Source organism: Erwinia sp. MYb375, assembly GCF_037479175.1.
In the GTDB taxonomy this organism is placed as follows: domain Bacteria; phylum Pseudomonadota; class Gammaproteobacteria; order Enterobacterales; family Enterobacteriaceae; genus Erwinia; species Erwinia rhapontici.
Map to the genome: position 1 here is coordinate 72,015 of NZ_JBBGZS010000011.1, position 15,649 is coordinate 87,663.

16 protein-coding genes are annotated in these 15,649 nt (G+C 54.2%); 1 reads left to right on the plus strand and 15 read right to left on the minus strand.

Going from position 1 to position 15,649, the window contains the following annotated elements; genetic code table 11:
- Positions 1 to 39 precede the first annotated feature (39 nt).
- From lipB to leuS, 12 genes are all read right to left on the minus strand, one after another.
- Entirely contained in the window at positions 40 to 708 is a 669-nt protein-coding gene (gene lipB / locus WH279_RS02765) for a lipoyl(octanoyl) transferase LipB (RefSeq protein WP_445235214.1), read from the minus strand.
- 74 nt (positions 709 to 782) lie between these two features.
- Positions 783 to 1,046 (minus strand): DUF493 family protein YbeD, encoded by a 264-nt coding sequence (gene ybeD / locus WH279_RS02770; RefSeq protein WP_062745316.1) that lies wholly within the window; start codon positions 1,044 to 1,046, stop codon positions 783 to 785.
- A gap of 137 nt (positions 1,047 to 1,183) precedes the next feature.
- Positions 1,184 to 2,395 carry a D-alanyl-D-alanine carboxypeptidase DacA gene (gene dacA / locus WH279_RS02775; RefSeq protein ID WP_200641539.1) on the minus strand — a complete coding sequence of 404 codons (1,212 nt, stop codon included), beginning with the start codon at positions 2,393 to 2,395 and terminating at the stop codon, positions 1,184 to 1,186.
- Positions 2,396 to 2,494: 99 nt separating this feature from the next.
- Entirely contained in the window at positions 2,495 to 3,652 is a 1,158-nt protein-coding gene (rlpA, locus tag WH279_RS02780; RefSeq protein WP_339454953.1) for an endolytic peptidoglycan transglycosylase RlpA, read from the minus strand.
- A gap of 11 nt (positions 3,653 to 3,663) precedes the next feature.
- On the minus strand, positions 3,664 to 4,776 hold the full coding sequence (gene mrdB, locus WH279_RS02785) for a peptidoglycan glycosyltransferase MrdB (protein WP_339454954.1): 1,113 nt from the start codon (positions 4,774 to 4,776) through the stop codon (positions 3,664 to 3,666).
- Positions 4,777 to 4,782: 6 nt separating this feature from the next.
- Positions 4,783 to 6,687, minus strand: a complete 1,905-nt coding sequence (gene mrdA / locus WH279_RS02790; RefSeq protein ID WP_339454955.1) for a peptidoglycan DD-transpeptidase MrdA — start codon at positions 6,685 to 6,687, stop codon at positions 4,783 to 4,785.
- A gap of 33 nt (positions 6,688 to 6,720) precedes the next feature.
- Positions 6,721 to 7,191, minus strand: coding sequence for a 23S rRNA (pseudouridine(1915)-N(3))-methyltransferase RlmH (gene rlmH, locus WH279_RS02795; protein WP_339454956.1), 471 nt, complete (start codon positions 7,189 to 7,191; stop codon positions 6,721 to 6,723).
- Positions 7,192 to 7,194: 3 nt separating this feature from the next.
- Positions 7,195 to 7,512: a ribosome silencing factor gene (gene rsfS / locus WH279_RS02800; protein ID WP_062745328.1), complete on the minus strand. Its 318-nt coding sequence runs from the start codon at positions 7,510 to 7,512 to the stop codon at positions 7,195 to 7,197.
- 133 nt (positions 7,513 to 7,645) lie between these two features.
- On the minus strand, positions 7,646 to 8,302 hold the full coding sequence (gene nadD, locus WH279_RS02805) for a nicotinate-nucleotide adenylyltransferase (protein WP_339454957.1): 657 nt from the start codon (positions 8,300 to 8,302) through the stop codon (positions 7,646 to 7,648).
- Positions 8,295 to 9,326: a DNA polymerase III subunit delta gene (gene holA, locus WH279_RS02810; RefSeq protein WP_200641544.1), complete on the minus strand. Its 1,032-nt coding sequence runs from the start codon at positions 9,324 to 9,326 to the stop codon at positions 8,295 to 8,297. Before holA ends, nadD begins: the two co-directional genes overlap by 8 nt.
- Positions 9,323 to 9,922, minus strand: coding sequence for an LPS assembly lipoprotein LptE (gene lptE, locus WH279_RS02815; protein ID WP_339454958.1), 600 nt, complete (start codon positions 9,920 to 9,922; stop codon positions 9,323 to 9,325). Before lptE ends, holA begins: the two co-directional genes overlap by 4 nt.
- 14 nt (positions 9,923 to 9,936) lie before the next feature.
- Positions 9,937 to 12,519: a leucine--tRNA ligase gene (leuS, locus tag WH279_RS02820; RefSeq protein WP_339454959.1), complete on the minus strand. Its 2,583-nt coding sequence runs from the start codon at positions 12,517 to 12,519 to the stop codon at positions 9,937 to 9,939.
- A 216-nt stretch (positions 12,520 to 12,735) separates the two neighbouring features.
- On the opposite strand from leuS, the gene WH279_RS02825 reads away from it, so the two are divergent.
- Entirely contained in the window at positions 12,736 to 13,218 is a 483-nt protein-coding gene (locus WH279_RS02825; RefSeq protein WP_133845588.1) for a zinc ribbon-containing protein, read from the plus strand.
- Positions 13,219 to 13,303: 85 nt separating this feature from the next.
- On the opposite strand, the gene WH279_RS02830 is transcribed toward WH279_RS02825, so the two are convergent.
- Genes WH279_RS02830 through WH279_RS02840 form a run of 3 tightly spaced genes read right to left on the minus strand, consistent with a single transcriptional unit; the run spans position 13,304 to position 15,442 of the window.
- Positions 13,304 to 14,029: an amino acid ABC transporter ATP-binding protein gene (locus WH279_RS02830; RefSeq protein ID WP_133845586.1), complete on the minus strand. Its 726-nt coding sequence runs from the start codon at positions 14,027 to 14,029 to the stop codon at positions 13,304 to 13,306.
- On the minus strand, positions 14,030 to 14,707 hold the full coding sequence (gltK, locus tag WH279_RS02835) for a glutamate/aspartate ABC transporter permease GltK (protein ID WP_062745345.1): 678 nt from the start codon (positions 14,705 to 14,707) through the stop codon (positions 14,030 to 14,032).
- A 3-nt stretch (positions 14,708 to 14,710) separates the two neighbouring features.
- Positions 14,711 to 15,442, minus strand: coding sequence for an amino acid ABC transporter permease (locus WH279_RS02840; RefSeq protein WP_133845584.1), 732 nt, complete (start codon positions 15,440 to 15,442; stop codon positions 14,711 to 14,713).
- Between the last annotated feature and the right edge of the window lie 207 nt (positions 15,443 to 15,649).

The window sequence follows — 15,649 nt, forward strand, 5'->3', positions numbered from 1 at the left end:
AGCGTTGCAGAATTGTAAAGCAACATGCGCATTTGCTCCCTATCTTAGCGGGAGTTCAGTACTTTCGCTCCAGGAAACGTCAGTTATTGCCAGTTGAAGGGCAAAATTTTTGATCAGCAATGGCTGGATATCGTCAGGCGTCACAGAGGCAGTGAGTGCCGCCAGCTGCGTCATCTCCATTCCGGCATAGCCACAGGGGTTAATGCGCAGGAAGGGGGTTAAATCCATATCGATATTCAGCGCCAGTCCATGAAAAGAGCAGCCGTTGCGGATCCGCAGCCCTAATGAGCAGATTTTTTTACCGTTAACATAGACACCAGGGGCATCGGGGCGCGCATTGGCCGTGACGGAAAAATGGGCCAGTGTATCGATCACCGTTTGTTCAAGGGCGGTAACCAACTGGCGTACGCCCGTTTTACGGCGCTTCAGATTCACCATCACATACATGATCTGCTGGCCGGGGCCATGATAAGTCACCTGGCCGCCACGATCGCTCTGCATGACTGGAATATCGCCGGGCATTAACAGGTGTTCGCTTTTTCCTGCCTGCCCCTGAGTAAACACCGGGGGGTGTTCCACCAGCCAGATCTCATCCGGCGTATTATCGTCACGCTGGTCGGTGAACTGATGCATGGCGAGAGAAACAGGCGCCCAGGGCTGCATGCCGAGTTGGCGGATAATCAGGCTAGTGTGAGGCAAAACGGACAATCCGGTTGGGTAACGAGGGGAACAGTATAACGTTGGCACAGGGCAAGAGCTAGCTTGCCCCGCCAACGTCAGGGTTACAGCACCATGCGGACAATTTCAATTTTACCCAACTCGTCATACAGGGTTTCGACCTGTTCGATGTGGGTTGCGGTGATGGTAATCGACACCGAATGATAATTGCCTTTGCTGCTTGGTTTTACATCCGGAGAGTAGTCACCTGGTGCATGACGCTGCACCACTTCAACCACTTGATCGACCAGCTCCGGCTGTGCCAGACCCATCACTTTATAGGTAAAAGAGGTGGGGAATTCGAGCAGTTCTTTAAGATTGGTTTTCATATGGACTCCGGTGACACCAACAAGGACTCCCGCCGTAGCGGGAGTTCACAGATACTCACAATATGGGGATATTGCAGAATAATTTCAAGTAGTGGGCGATCGCGTAGGGGTTGGGCATGCCCAACCCGGATCTGTGGTTAACCGAACCAGTGGTGGAACATCAGTTTGATATAGTCAATGATGCGGCCAAAGAAGCCGCCTTCTGGCATATCATTCAGCACCACCAGCGGGTGCTGTTCAATAGTTTTGCCATCCAACTGGAAGTTGATGCTGCCGACGACCTGGTTTTTCTGCAAGGGAGCATGCAGCTCGGTATTGCTAAGGGTATAGCTGGCTTTCAGGTCTTTCATGCGGCCACGAGGGATGGTCAGGAACACATCTTTTTCCACGCCCAGCTGCACACGATCGCTGTTACCAAACCACACCGGCTCAGAGGCAAACTCTTTCCCGGCTTTCAGTGGTGCCACTGTTTCGAAGAAGCGGAAGCCCCAGGTCAGCAATTTCTTACTCTCGGTTTCACGCCCTTTGTAGGTGTGGCCGCCCATCACGGTGGAGATCAAACGCATCTGGCCTTCGGTTGCTGAGGCCACCAGGTTATAACCTGCCGCATCGGTGTGGCCGGTTTTAATACCATCAACGTTGAGGCTGGTATCCCACAACAAACCGTTACGGTTGGTCTGGCGAATATTATTAAAGGTGAACTCTTTCTCGTGATAAACGGCGTATTCGTCCGGCACATCACGGATCAGTGAGCGGCCAATCAGCGCCATATCGCGCGCCGAGCTGTACTGCCCTTCAGCGTCCAGACCGTGGACCGTCTGGAAGTGGGTGTTTTGCAGGCCCAGCGCTTTCACGTAGTTGTTCATCAGGCCCACGAACGCATCCTGACTGCCGGCAACATAGTCGGCCATGGCCACACAGGCATCATTGCCTGATTGCAGTACGATACCGCGCGTCAGCTGAGAGACCGGTACGCGGTCGCCAGGCTTCAGGAACATCAGAGACGAGCCTTTGAAAACGGGGTTGCCAGTTGCCCAGGCATCTTTCCCGACGGTGACGATATCATCCTGATGGATTTTACCGGCTTTGACCGCCTGGCCGATGACATAGCTGGTCATCATTTTTGTCAGACTCGCCGGGTCACGCCGCGCATCGGCATTCTTCTCAGCCAGGACTTTCCCGGAGTTGTAATCGATCAGGATATAGGCTTCAGCATCAATTTCCGGTACGCCGGGGATCATTGTCTTGATGTTCAGGTCGTCAGCATAAGCGACAACATTGAGGCTGAGGGCAATAAGCGTGCCTGTAGTCAGGCGTTTGAGCAGTCGGGATGGCTTCAGAGTGTTCATGTAAGGACGACAACATCCATGGGCTAGGTTAAAAAAAGTGACTCACTATAACAAAATCATCCTGCCACGACCCGCCAAATCTGGCGGGTCAGTAGAGAATTACATTGCGTCAGGTGCGACAGTAATAAACGATTGTTGCTGTGCTTCACTCGCCAGTCGCTGCTGTAATGCGGCGGCCTGCTGGCGCGAAGTGAAACGACCAAGCTGAACGCGATACACATTGCCACGGCTGTCTACTGAGCCGGGAACGCCGAACTGTTTGCCCAAACTGGTGGCGAGCTGGCGTGCGCGTGGGCCATCGCTCAGTGCGCCAACCTGCACCACATAATTGCCGGTGGCACCTGTTGCAGGGCGTGAAATCCCCGCTGCGGTTGGGGCCGCGACAGCAGCAGGGGCTGAAGAAGCGGAAGGTGTTGCCGCGACGGGTTCACTGCTTTCCAGTACGCCGCCCGGTAAGGGTTGTGCTGCGCCAAGGAAACCACTGCTGCGCACGGGAGCGCCCATAGTGTTATCACTGTTCAGCGAGCTGTTATCCACCGGACGTGACTGTTGCTGTTCCATTTCCTGTGGTTGCGGGCTGGAGTATTGTGCGGGCTGTGATGGTGGTGATGACATCATCGGTGGGGACGCAGCAGCACCGCCCATTGTCATTCCGCCACCAATCTCCGGGCGCGAGGGCAGCGCATAGCTTTGTTTCGCCACGGTGGTGCCAACCGTCCCCGGGCCTGACAGGCTGCCATCCGGTGCGACAGCAATGTAATCAACGCGGACTTTGCTGTTATTGGAGATATTCAGGCGGTCGCCTGCCGCACGGGACAGGTCAATAATACGGCCTGGCGTGTAAGGGCCACGATCGTTGACGCGCACCACAATCATGCGGCCATTGGCGATGTTGGTCACACGGACGTAGCTGGGCAGAGGTAGCGTCGGGTGTGCGGCCGTCATGGCGTTCGGATCGAAGGTTTCGCCCGTTGCAGTACGATTGCCGCTGGCTTCTTCGCCATACCAGGCAGCCAGACCAACCTGACTGAAGTTCGATGGGTCTTTGACAATTTTATAATTTTTGCCGTTGACCGAGTAATCCTGGCTGGTGCCGGGATTAATCGGTTCATAGCGAGGTTCCGCACCGCCAATTTCAACCACCGGCCCGTTATAGGTCGCTTGCTGTTGGGTGACGGGCGCCTGCTGGTCGCTGTCAGTAGTACAGGCCGCCAGCAGTGCTGAAGCCAGGGCAATCCAAAGCCAATCCTTACGCATGTTTATGCCTCTTAAACGCTCTTCGACAACAGTTTTCGATGGGTGTGAATCGACATAATGATCCCGAACCCGGCCATCAGGACGATCAGCGCGGACCCCCCGTAGCTGACCAGCGGTAACGGTACCCCAACAACGGGCAGAATGCCGCTGACCATGCCAATGTTAACAAAAACATAAACAAAGAAGATCAGCATCATACCGCCAGCCATCACGCGACCAAAGGTTGTCTGCGCGCGGGCGGCCATCATCAGGCCGCGCATAATCAGCAGCACGTAGAGTATCAGCAGAACCAGCACCCCGACTAATCCTAATTCTTCCGCAAGGACAGCGAAAATAAAGTCCGTATGACGCTCGGGTAAAAACTCCAGCTGCGACTGAGTTCCATGTAGCCAGCCCTTCCCACGCAGGCCACCAGAGCCGATGGCTATCTTCGATTGAATAATATGGTAACCCGCGCCCAACGGGTCAGTTTCCGGGTCCAGCAACATCATCACGCGATCGCGCTGATAGTCGTGCATCAGGAAGAACCACAGGATCGGGATAAACGCAGCGACCAGCAGCACCGCAACAGCGATCAGTTTCCAGCTCATGCCAGACAGGAAAAGGACAAAAAGCCCGGATGCGGCAATCAGGATCGACGTTCCCAGATCGGGCTGTGCGGCCACCAGCAGGGTCGGCATAAAGATCAGTACCAGCGCGATAGCGGTATTTTTCAGCGTAGGCGGGCAGACATCACGGTTAATAAAGCGCGCCACCATCAGCGGTACGGCTATTTTAGCGATTTCCGATGGCTGGAATCGTACCACGCCGAGATCCAGCCAGCGCTGTGCGCCTTTACTGATATGACCGAACGCATCGACCGCAATCAGCAGGATCACGCAGACAATATACAGATAGGGTGCCCAGCCTTCGTAGACGCGCGGTGGGATCTGCGCCATCACCAGCATGACAATCACGCCCATAGCGATCTGACCGAGCTTGCGCTCCATCATGCCGGGATCCTGGCCGCTGGCACTCCACATCACCAGCGCGCTGTAGATCAGCAGCGCGGTAATGATGAGGCAAAATAGAGGATCAACGTGGATGCGAGTCCAGATTGTCCGTTTCTGATGGCTATCATTCATAACCGGTTATTCGCCTTCATAGCCTGGCGGCGTTGGTGCAGCGTCAGGCAGGTTGGTATTGTTATCGCCAAGAATAATATGGTCGAGTATCTGGCGCATGATCGTACCGACTGCCGGGCCTGCGCCGCCGTTTTCGAGAATAATACTGACGGCCACGCGAGGGTGGTCATAAGGCGCAAACGCGGTCATCAGTTTATGGTCACGCAGGCGCTCAGTCAGTTTGTGGGCGTTGTAGGTTTCGTTCGCTTTCAGGCCAAATACCTGCGCGGTACCGGACTTGGCGGCAATTTTATAGGGCGCATCGTCAAAGCTTTTACGCGCCGTACCGTTTGGACGGTTCGCAACGCCATACATTCCGTCTTTCGCAATTTCCCAGTATCCGGTGTGAATATCCGCGATAGGCGGAGCCGGTGGCTGACGCCATGGCACTTTCACCGAACCTTGCATGGTGTCCATCATCAGGTGTGGCGTTTTAATCACACCGTCGTTAATCAGGATCATCAGCGCTTTGTTCATCTGCACTGGTGTCGCGGTCCAGTAACCCTGGCCGATGCCCACCGGAATGGTGTCGCCCTGGTACCAGGGTTTCTTAAAGCGCTTCATTTTCCATTCGCGCGTGGGCATGTTACCCGGGGTTTCTTCGATCAGATCGATGCCCGAAAGATGACCATAACCTAATTTGCTCATCCATTCGCCCAGACGGTCAATGCCCATATCATAGGCGACCTGGTAGAAGAAGGTATCGGCAGACTCTTCCAGCGATTTGGTGACATTCAGACGACCATGCCCCCAGCGTTTCCAGTCACGGAAGCGCTTTTCAGAACCGGGCAGTTGCCACCAGCCGGGGTCGAAAAGGCTGGTATTGCGAGTAATAACACCTGCCGTCAGGGCGGAGACCGCAATATACGGTTTCACCGTCGAGGCAGGAGGGTAGGCTCCCTGGGTCGCACGATTAATCAATGGGCGGTTTTCGTCATGCAGCAAGCCGTTGTAATCTTTACTGGAGATACCGTCGACAAACAGATTCGGATCATAGCTTGGCATGGAAACCATCGACAGGATTTCGCCATTACGTGGATCCGTCACCACCACTGCGGCACGGCTACCCGCCAGCAAGGTTTCAATATATTGCTGAAGTTTAAGGTCGATAGTCAGATAGATATCACGCCCGGCCTGGGGTGATTGCTCATGCAACTGGCGGATCACGCGGCCACGGTTGTTCACTTCCACTTCTTCGTAGCCGGTTTTACCGTGCAATACATCTTCGTAGTAGCGTTCAATACCCAGCTTACCGATATCATGGGTGGCGGCATAGTTCGGCCATTTACCCTCTTTGTCGAGGCGCTCGACGTCACGGTCGTTAATTTTAGACACGTAACCCAGTACATGGGTCAGGGCAGATCCGTAGGGATAATAGCGACGCTGGTAGCCTTTGACTTCAGCGCCGGGGAAGCGATATTGGTTCACGGCGAAACGCGCCACCTGGACATCGTTCAGGCTGGTTTTCACGGCGATAGAGGTAAAGCGACGCGAGCGTTTACGCTCTTTTTGAAAGGCTTCTATGTCGTCATCGGTGAGATCGATAATCGGTTTAAGTTCCTGCAACGTCTGCTGCAGGTTCTCCACTTTTTCTGGCATCAGCTCAAGCTGATAAATGGTGCGGTTAAGCGCCAGCGGGATGCCATTACGATCGTAAATAATACCGCGACTCGGGGCGACAGGAACCAGTTTGATGCGGTTTTCATTGGAGCGCGTGCTGTAGTCATCAAAGCGGATGATTTGCAGGTGGTACAGATTGGCCACCAGAACACCGGAAAGTGTGATAATGCCAAAAAATGCAATCAGAGCCCTGCGAACAAACAGTGTCTGCTCTGCGGTGTAGTCACGAAAGGAGTTACGTTGTAATTTCATCCGCTGCTTTGTCAGTCCGGTTAGCCTTATTCGCTATTCGCGGTGATAAGGATGATTCGCAGTAATGCTCCATGCACGATATAAACTCTCTGCAACCAATACGCGTACCAGCGGATGGGGCAGGGTTAGCGCTGAGAGTGACCAGCTTTGTTCCGCCGCAGCCTTGCAGGCGGGTGACAAGCCTTCCGGTCCGCCAATAAACAGGCTGACATCACGGCCATCCTGCTTCCAGCGTTCCAACTGGCTGGCAAGCTGCGGGGTTTCCCACGGCTGGCCGGGTATATCCAGCGTGACGATGCGGTTGCCTTTTCCTGAGGCGGCCAGCATCAGTTCGCCTTCTTTTTCCAGAATGCGTTTGATATCCGCATTTTTACCGCGCTTTCCGGCGGGCACTTCAACCAGTTCAAAGGGCATATCTTTGGGAAAACGCCGCAGATATTCCATAAAACCAGTTTGTACCCAGTCAGGCATTTTGGTGCCGACGGCGACCAGTTGAAGCTTCACGGTTTAACTCCAGAGCTTTTCCAGTTCGTAGAGCTTGCGGCTCTCAGCTTCCATCACGTGAACGATGACTTCACCGAGATCAACCACTACCCAGTCACTTGGGGCACGGCTGTTCACTCGAAATGCATCCAGACCGATCAGCTTGGCTTCCTGTACCACGTGTTCTGCGATTGAAACCAGATGACGTGTTGAAGTACCGGTGCAGATAACCATGCAGCTGGTGATGCTTGATTTGCCCTGAACGTCGATAGCAATGATGTCCTGAGCTTTTAAATCGTCACATTTATCAATGACGAAGTCTTGGAGTGCTTGACCTTGCAAAAGGTTCCCCCTTGGGATTTTAAGTCTGATGGGTTATCTCATATAAGCCACGTGAGCTGAAATGATAACCGTAACATTGTGTGTTTGCGGGGCTTACGCCCTGAAAATTTGAGCGGCGCAGTATATCACGCTGTTAGAGGTTACGATATAAACCCTCGCGATCGATGTAGTCGCTAACTGCCGGGGGCAGCAGGTCGACATCCGACTCGCCCCGATGGCGGCGCGCGCGGATTTCCGTGGCGGAAATATCAATCAGCGGTGTTTCAGCCAGAAGAATGTTACCGGCAGGGGATTGTTGCAGCACCTGTGGCTGCGTTGTCAGATGACGATCAAGCCAGCGTTGTAGCTCAGGTGTCTCCATTTCACTGCGATAGCTGGGTCGCTGACAGACCAGCAGATGGCAAAGCGACAGTAAATCCTGCCAGCGATGCCATTTGTGTAAGGTGAGCAGGGAATCCTGACCAATGATAAAGGCGAGTGGCTGTCGGTCACCGCGTTCACGACGCAGGGCTGCCAGCGTGTCGATAGTATAAGACGGCGTGTCGCGCTGCATTTCCCGCAGATCAAGGTCAAACAGCGGGTTATCGCTAATCGCCAGTTTTACCATCGCCACACGCTGTTCTGATGTCGCTTCCGGCTGCGGGCGATGTGGGGGGACGTTGTTCGGCAGTAACGTCACTTTTTCCAGTCCGGTGAGTTGGGCCAGTGCTTCTGCTGGTTTCAGGTGACCGTAATGAATCGGGTCAAATGTGCCGCCGAACAGGGCATGGAGCGCGTAGCGATCAGACATCACAAAAACTCGCCGGGAATGACGGATGGCATAACATCAGCACCAGGGTTTCCAGCTCAGACCAAACGGACTGGCCGTAATCCTGCTTCAGTGTTAACTCAATCTGCGTTAGCAGCCGTACCGCCTGGGCGAGTTGCATGGCACTCAGGCGCTGTAATGCATCGCTGAACAGCGTACGGCGGTTCTGCCAGACACGATGCTGATCGAACAGCGTGCGGAGCGGCGTCTGTGCCATTTGTCGCTGTAACGTCACCAGCAGCAACAGATCGCGTTGCAGGGTTCGCATCAGGATCACCGGCTCGCTATCTTCTGAATGCATCTGGTGCAGGATGTGCAGGGCGCGCTTGCTTTTCCCTGCCAGCAGGGCGTCTACCCAGTGGAAAGGGGTAAAGTGCGCGGCATCGTTTACCGCCTGCTCAACCCGGGGTAGCGTCAGCTTTCCGTCCGGCCACAGCAGCGACAGCCGCTCCAGGGCCTGCGACAAGGCCAGCAGATTGCCTTCGTAGCAGTAACACAACAGCTGATTAGCGGCATCATCCAGCGTGAGTTGATGCTTTTTGGCGCGTGCAGACACCCAGCGCGGCAGTTGCGCCTGTTCCGGCGTCTGGCAGGGAACCACCGCACCTTTTGCGCTGAGCGCTTTATACCAGGCGCTGTTTTCCTGCGCTTTGGTCAGTTTAGCGGCTCGCAGCACCAGCAGAATATCGCTGTGCAGCAGCGTTGACAGGGTGAGCAGTTGTTCACCTGTCGCGGCATTGGGGCCATTTTCTGGCAGCGTCAGTTGCAGCGTCTGGCGGCTGGAAAACAGACTGAGCGCCTGGCAGATGGCAAAAATATCCTGCCAGTCGGTGCCCGCTTCCAGTGTGACACTGAAGTGTTCGGTAAAGCCCTGCTGCTGGGCGGCGGCGCGAATCTCATCCTGTGCTTCCTGCAGCAGCAGCGGTTCATTACCACTCAATAAATAACAGGCGCGCAGCCCCTCCCGGAGTTGCGCGCCTAGCTGTTCAGGGTAAATCCTGATCATCGTGTGTAAGAACTGTCCGACATACTGCCCGGGTCAGTTGGCAAACGGTCGACTGCTGAAGGGGTATTGCCAAGCGTATTGATTGACGCATCGTTCTCAGCCGCATGCACGGTGAGAAGCTTGCGCACCAACTGCTGCACGGCCTGAGTTCGCATTTCATTGACAATGATCTGCTGTTCAGAGTCTTTGGCCAACGCTGCCAGCGGGTTATCGAAGAATGAACGATATACCGTGGCGCTGATTGGATAGATGCCTTTATTGGGCACCAGTACCTGAGCATTGATGGTCATCATCATTGAATACTCAGCTGTTTTCCCGTCCTGGAAAATAGAGGCGGTATCGCGACCCCGAGTTTCCCCCATCAGGCGCAGGGAAGGGACATCGGTACGCTCTTGCGGATTATCAATAATATTGACATCGTTCAGTCTTAACTGCTCACGCACCTCGCGCGTCAGCGGACCGTACGGGTCAGCGGTATCGAGAATCAAGGTTTTCATTTCCGGCGGCACCGAAGTGGTGCCGCGCAGATGGTAACCACAACCGGCGGTGATCAACACCGCCAGGCTGAGTAACAGAGAGACTATAGGATGTCGCACGATTCCTCCAGACATCAGCCAACGACCAGGTTAAGCAGCTTGCCCGGTACGTAAATCACTTTACGAATGGTGACGCCATCGAGATATTTGGCCACCAGATGCTCCTGCGCAGCGCGAGCCTGCACCTGTTCTTGATTAGCGTCAGCGGGAACGGTGATTTTACCGCGCACCTTGCCGTTAACCTGTACCACAACCAGCAGTGAATCTTCCACCATCGCAGCGTCGTCTGCCTGCGGCCACGGTGCGTTGTCAATATCACCAGCACCACCCAGCGCCTGCCACAGCACGAAGCTGGCGTGCGGCGTAAACGGGTTAAGCATACGTACTACGGCCAGCAGCGCTTCCTGCATCAGCGCACGATCCTGTTCGCTCTCCTGCGGGGCGCGTGCCAGTTTGTTCATCAGCTCCATAATTGCCGCAATCGCGGTGTTGAAGGTCTGACGACGGCCGATATCATCAGACACTTTACTGATGGTTTTATGCAAGTCACGACGCAGGCTTTTTTGATCGTCGTTGAGTTCATCAACGTTCAGGGCAACTGTTGCGCCTTTTTCTGTGTGTTCGAACGCCAGCTTCCAGACACGTTTCAGGAAGCGGTTAGCCCCTTCCACGCCGGATTCCTGCCATTCCAGCGTCATTTCTGCTGGTGAAGCAAACATCATAAACAGGCGAACGGTATCTGCACCGTAACGCTCGACCATGATCTGCGGGTCGATGCCGTTGTTTTTCGACTTCGACATTTTGCTCATGCCGGCATACACCAGCTCATGGCCTTCGGCATCGCTGGCTTTGGTGATACGGCCCTTCTCATCACGCTCAACGGTCACGTCAACCGGTGAAACCCAGTTACGTTCTCCGCTGGTGCCGAGATAATAGAAGGCGTCTGCCAGTACCATTCCCTGACACAGCAGGCGTTTTGCGGGTTCATCCGAGTTCACCAACCCTGCATCACGCAGCAGTTTATGGAAGAAACGGAAATAAAGCAGGTGCATGATGGCGTGTTCAATGCCGCCAACATATTGGTCCACTGGCAGCCAGTAGTTGGCGGCAGCCGGGTCCAGCATGCCTTTATCGTAATCCGGGCAGGTATAACGCGCGTAATACCATGAGGATTCCATAAAGGTGTCAAAGGTGTCGGTTTCACGCAGCGCAGGCTGGCCGTTGACGGTGGTCTTTGCCCATTCAGGATCGGCTTTAATCGGGCTGGTAATGCCATCCATCACCACGTCTTCCGGCAGGATCACCGGCAGCTGGTCTTCCGGGGTTGGCATAACGGTGCCATCTTCCAGGGTGACCATTGGGATCGGGGCGCCCCAGTAACGCTGACGAGACACACCCCAGTCGCGCAGGCGGTAGTTCACTTTACGTTCACCGACGCCTTTATCGGCCAGTTTCGTCGCGATGGCGTTGAAGCCTTCTTCATAAGACAAACCGTCAAACTCACCAGAGTTAAACAGCGTGCCTTTTTCGGTCATTGCCGCTTCGCTCAGGTCCGGTGCGCTGCCGTCTGCGGCCAGGATAACCGGTTTGATATGCAGGTCGTATTTAGTGGCGAACTCCCAGTCGCGCTGGTCGTGGCCAGGAACGGCCATCACGGCGCCTGTGCCGTATTCCATCAGCACGAAGTTAGCGACCCATACCGGCACGTCCTCACCCGTCAGCGGGTGTTGCGCGTACAGGCCGGTGGCCATGCCTTTTTTCTCCATGGTTGCCATTTCTGCTTCAGCAACCTTGGTGTTACGGCACTCAGCTATAAAGTCAGCCAGCGCTGGGTTGCTTGCTGCTGCTTGTGCAGCCAGAGGATGGCCTGCTGCCACAGCGAGGTACGTAACGCCCATGAACGTGTCAGGACGCGTGGTGTACACACGTAGCTTTTCCTGGCTGTTACTGACATCAAACTCGATTTCCACGCCTTCAGAGCGGCCAATCCAGTTACGCTGCATGGTTTTAACCTGCTCAGGCCAGCTTTCCAGCGTGTCGAGGTCATTCAGCAGTTCGTCGGCATAATCAGTGATTTTCACAAACCACTGTGGGATCTCTTTACGTTCAACTTTGGTATCACAACGCCAGCAGCAGCCATCGATGACCTGCTCGTTAGCCAGAACGGTCAGATCGTGTGGACACCAGTTAACCGCGGAGGTCTTTTTGTAAACCAGGCCTTTTTCATACAGCTTGGTAAAGAACCACTGTTCCCAGCGATAGTATTCTGGCTGACAGGTCGCCAGTTCACGGTTCCAGTCGTAGCCGAAGCCCAGCAGTTTAAGCTGGTTCTTCATGTAGTCGATATTGGAGTAAGTCCATGGCGCAGGCGCAGTGTTGTTTTTTACTGCGGCTCCTTCAGCGGGCAGGCCGAATGCATCCCAACCGATGGGCTGTAAGACGTTTTTACCCAGCATGCGCTGATAGCGGGAGATCACATCGCCAATAGTATAGTTACGTACGTGGCCCATGTGCAGGCGGCCAGAAGGATAGGGCAGCATGGAGAGGCAGTAGTACTTCTCTTTACCTTCTTCTTCGGTCACTTTGAACGTTTGCTTGTTATCCCATTGCTGCTGAACATGGGATTCTATCTCTTCCGGGCGATATTGCTCTTGCATAGTAGCCAGTAATCCTTTGTATCAATTTTTTCGTATTCGTTCAGATCCGCATAGCATAGCTGATTCGGCCCCGAGGCAACAACAGTAAGCGTCCTGCCGGGGGGCATTTCTCTGCAAGCTGGAAGCGCGGCGGCAAATTTTAGTGCGAAAATGTGGGTATTTGCCATCAGCAACTAGAATGAGGAGAAACGCTTTCGTTATCAATAAGGAGTGTCTATGAACAAGGTTGCTCAGTATTATCGCGAGCTGGTGTCTTCTCTGACTCAACGCCTGGAGCGCGGGGAACGTGACATCGATACCCTGGTGGAGAGTGCCCGACAGCGCATGCAAAACAGGGGGGAATTGACCCGTAGCGAAATTGATGAAGTCAGCCGTGCCGTTCGTCGTGACCTGGAAGAGTTTGCCCGCAGCTATGCGGAGAACCAGGAAGAATTAAGCGATAGCGTGTTTATGCGGGTTATCCGTCAGAGCCTGTGGAAAGAGCTGGCTGATATTACCGATAAGAGTCAGCTTGAGTGGCGCGAAGTCTTCCAGGACCTTAACCATCATGGCGTCTATCAAAGCGGTGAAGTGGTGGGATTGGGCAATCTGGTGTGTGAGAACTGTCAGTATACGCGGGCGATTTACACACCCGAGGTTCTGAAACGTTGCCCGGAGTGCAGTCATGACCAGTTTGTACGTCAGCCCTTTGAGCCATAAATGAACGCAGGACAATGGCACAACGGATTAATGTAGGGGTCGGGCATGCCCGACCCAGAGCCAGGCATACCTGGCTCCCTACGGATTAATGCAGAATCTTCGCCAGGAAGTCTTTAGCACGCTCAGACTGTGGATTGTTGAAGAACTCATCCTTCGGTGAATCTTCGACAATCTTTCCTTCATCCATAAAGATCACCCGGTTGGCCACTTTACGGGCGAAGCCCATTTCGTGCGTCACCACCATCATTGTCATGCCTTCATTCGCCAGTTCGACCATGACGTCCAGCACTTCATTGATCATTTCCGGGTCCAGCGCTGAAGTGGGTTCGTCGAACAACATGGCGATAGGATCCATACACAGCGCGCGGGCAATTGCTACACGTTGCTGCTGACCACCGGAGAGCTGTCCAGGGAACTTATTGGCATGGGCGGACAGGCCAACGCGCTCGAGTAGCTTAAGCCCTTTCTGACGCGCTTCTTCTTTATTACGTTTCAGGACTTTTACCTGTGCCAGTGTCAGGTTCTCGACGATCGACAGATGTGGGAACAGCTCAAAATGCTGAAACACCATGCCAACTTTAGAACGCAGTTGGGCAAGGTTGGTCTTCTTGTCGTTGACGGGGGTGCCATTCACTTCAATCAGCCCTTTTTGGATAGGCTCAAGACCGTTCACCGTTTTGATCAGCGTCGACTTCCCTGAACCTGAAGGACCACACACCACCACCACTTCACCTTTTTTGACTTCGGTTGAGCAGTCGGTCAGCACCTGAAAGTGACCATACCACTTAGAAACATTTTTCAGGGTAATCATTTACGCAGTCCTTTTTTTCTTTAAATAGCTGACCAACAGCGAAGCGCTAAGGCTGATAACGAAGTAAATCGCACCGGCAAACAGCACCATTTCAATCTCAGTACCGTTATTCACACCGATGGTATCGGCAGTACGGAAGAAGTCCGCCAGGCTCAGAACATAGACCAGCGAGGTGTCCTGGAATAAAACAATGCCCTGGGTAAGCAGCAGCGGCACCATGGCGCGAAACGCCTGAGGCAGGATGATTAACCGCATCGATTGCCACTGCGTCATACCCAGTGCCAGTGCAGCGCTACCCTGACCACGAGCAATGCTCAGAATACCCGCACGGATGATTTCTGAGTAATAAGCAGCTTCGAATAGCGAGAAGGCCACCATCGCAGAGATCAGGCGGATATCTGTCTTTGGCGACAGCCCCAGCACTTGCTGCAGGAAGCTGGGCACCACCAGGTAGAACCACAGCAACACCATCACCAGCGGAACGGAGCGGAACAGGTTGACGTAGATCTTGGCGAACCAGCTGATAGGTTTGAAGGATGACAGGCGCATGACCGCCAGCAAGGTGCCCCAGATGATGCCAAAAATAACCGCCGTCACGGTGATTTTCAGCGTAACAACCATCCCTGCCCACAGGTAAGGCAGATTGGGGACGATGGTACTCCAGTCAAATTCATACATTGTTTATTTGCCCCCCGGTAAGCGGACTTTACGTTCAACCAGTCCCATCAGCAGCATGATCACCGCGTTGATAGCGATGTAGGCGAGGGTAATTGCCGTGAAAGATTCATAGGCGTGTGCGGAGTAGTCCAGCAGTTTTCCCGCCTGAGCCGCCATATCAACCAGCCCGATGGTGGAAGCAATGGCTGAGTTTTTGACCAGGTTGAGCATCTCCGAGGTCATCGGCGGCACAATCACGCGGTAGGCGTTAGGCAGCAACACGTAGCGATAGGTTTGTGGCAGCGTCAGCCCCATGGCCAGGCCGGCATTTTTTTGGCCGCTGGGGAGTGACTGAATGGCGGCACGAACCTGTTCACAAACACGGGCGGCGGTGAACAGACCGAGGCACAGCACTGAGCAGGTGAAGAACTGGATGTTCGGATCGATTTCCGATTTAAACCACATGCCGAGACCTTCCGGCAGCAGCTCCGGCACCACCAGATACCAGATAAAGAATTGCACGATCAGCGGCACGTTACGGAACAACTCAACGTAGCAGGTGCCAAGACCTGAAAGCAGACGGTTAGGCACGGTTCGTAAAATACCGAACAGGGAACCGACTAACAGGGCGATAATCCAGGCACAAACGGAGACGGCGATGGTGACCTGAAAACCGGACCACAGCCAACCAAGATAGGTTGTATTACCGAATGGGGCCTCTTGCAGGAATATTCCCCAGTTCCAATCAATAGACATAAAAGACTCCGGAAAAAAAGGGTAGCGACCGCTACCCTGAAGATTGATGAGAGGCTCAAAGATTCTCCCTGTTTCGGGAGAGTCTTTTGATATGCGCACCGGGGAACGACCGGTTTGCATCTTCGTCAGGCGCCAGGACTTAAGCCCTGTCCGCCTGACTGTGTCTGTCCGAGCCTGTGTTCAACAATCGTAGGGCAGCGTACCGCC

Bases quoted from the DNA above. Each gene is read 5' to 3' on its own strand.
- ybeD (WP_062745316.1), bottom strand. From the start codon at position 1,046: ATGAAAACCAATCTTAAAGAACTGCTCGAATTCCCCACCTCTTTTACC.
- dacA (WP_200641539.1), bottom strand. From the start codon at position 2,395: ATGAACACTCTGAAGCCATCCCGACTGCTCAAACGCCTGACTACAGGC.
- rlpA (WP_339454953.1), bottom strand. From the start codon at position 3,652: ATGCGTAAGGATTGGCTTTGGATTGCCCTGGCTTCAGCACTGCTGGCG.
- mrdB (WP_339454954.1), bottom strand. From the start codon at position 4,776: ATGAATGATAGCCATCAGAAACGGACAATCTGGACTCGCATCCACGTT.
- mrdA (WP_339454955.1), bottom strand. From the start codon at position 6,687: ATGAAATTACAACGTAACTCCTTTCGTGACTACACCGCAGAGCAGACA.
- nadD (WP_339454957.1), bottom strand. From the start codon at position 8,302: ATGTCTGATCGCTACGCGCTCCATGCCCTGTTCGGCGGCACATTTGAC.
- holA (WP_200641544.1), bottom strand. From the start codon at position 9,326: ATGATCAGGATTTACCCTGAACAGCTAGGCGCGCAACTCCGGGAGGGG.
- leuS (WP_339454959.1), bottom strand. From the start codon at position 12,519: ATGCAAGAGCAATATCGCCCGGAAGAGATAGAATCCCATGTTCAGCAG.
- WH279_RS02825 (WP_133845588.1), top strand. From the start codon at position 12,736: ATGAACAAGGTTGCTCAGTATTATCGCGAGCTGGTGTCTTCTCTGACT.
- WH279_RS02830 (WP_133845586.1), bottom strand. From the start codon at position 14,029: ATGATTACCCTGAAAAATGTTTCTAAGTGGTATGGTCACTTTCAGGTG.
- gltK (WP_062745345.1), bottom strand. From the start codon at position 14,707: ATGTATGAATTTGACTGGAGTACCATCGTCCCCAATCTGCCTTACCTG.
- WH279_RS02840 (WP_133845584.1), bottom strand. From the start codon at position 15,442: ATGTCTATTGATTGGAACTGGGGAATATTCCTGCAAGAGGCCCCATTC.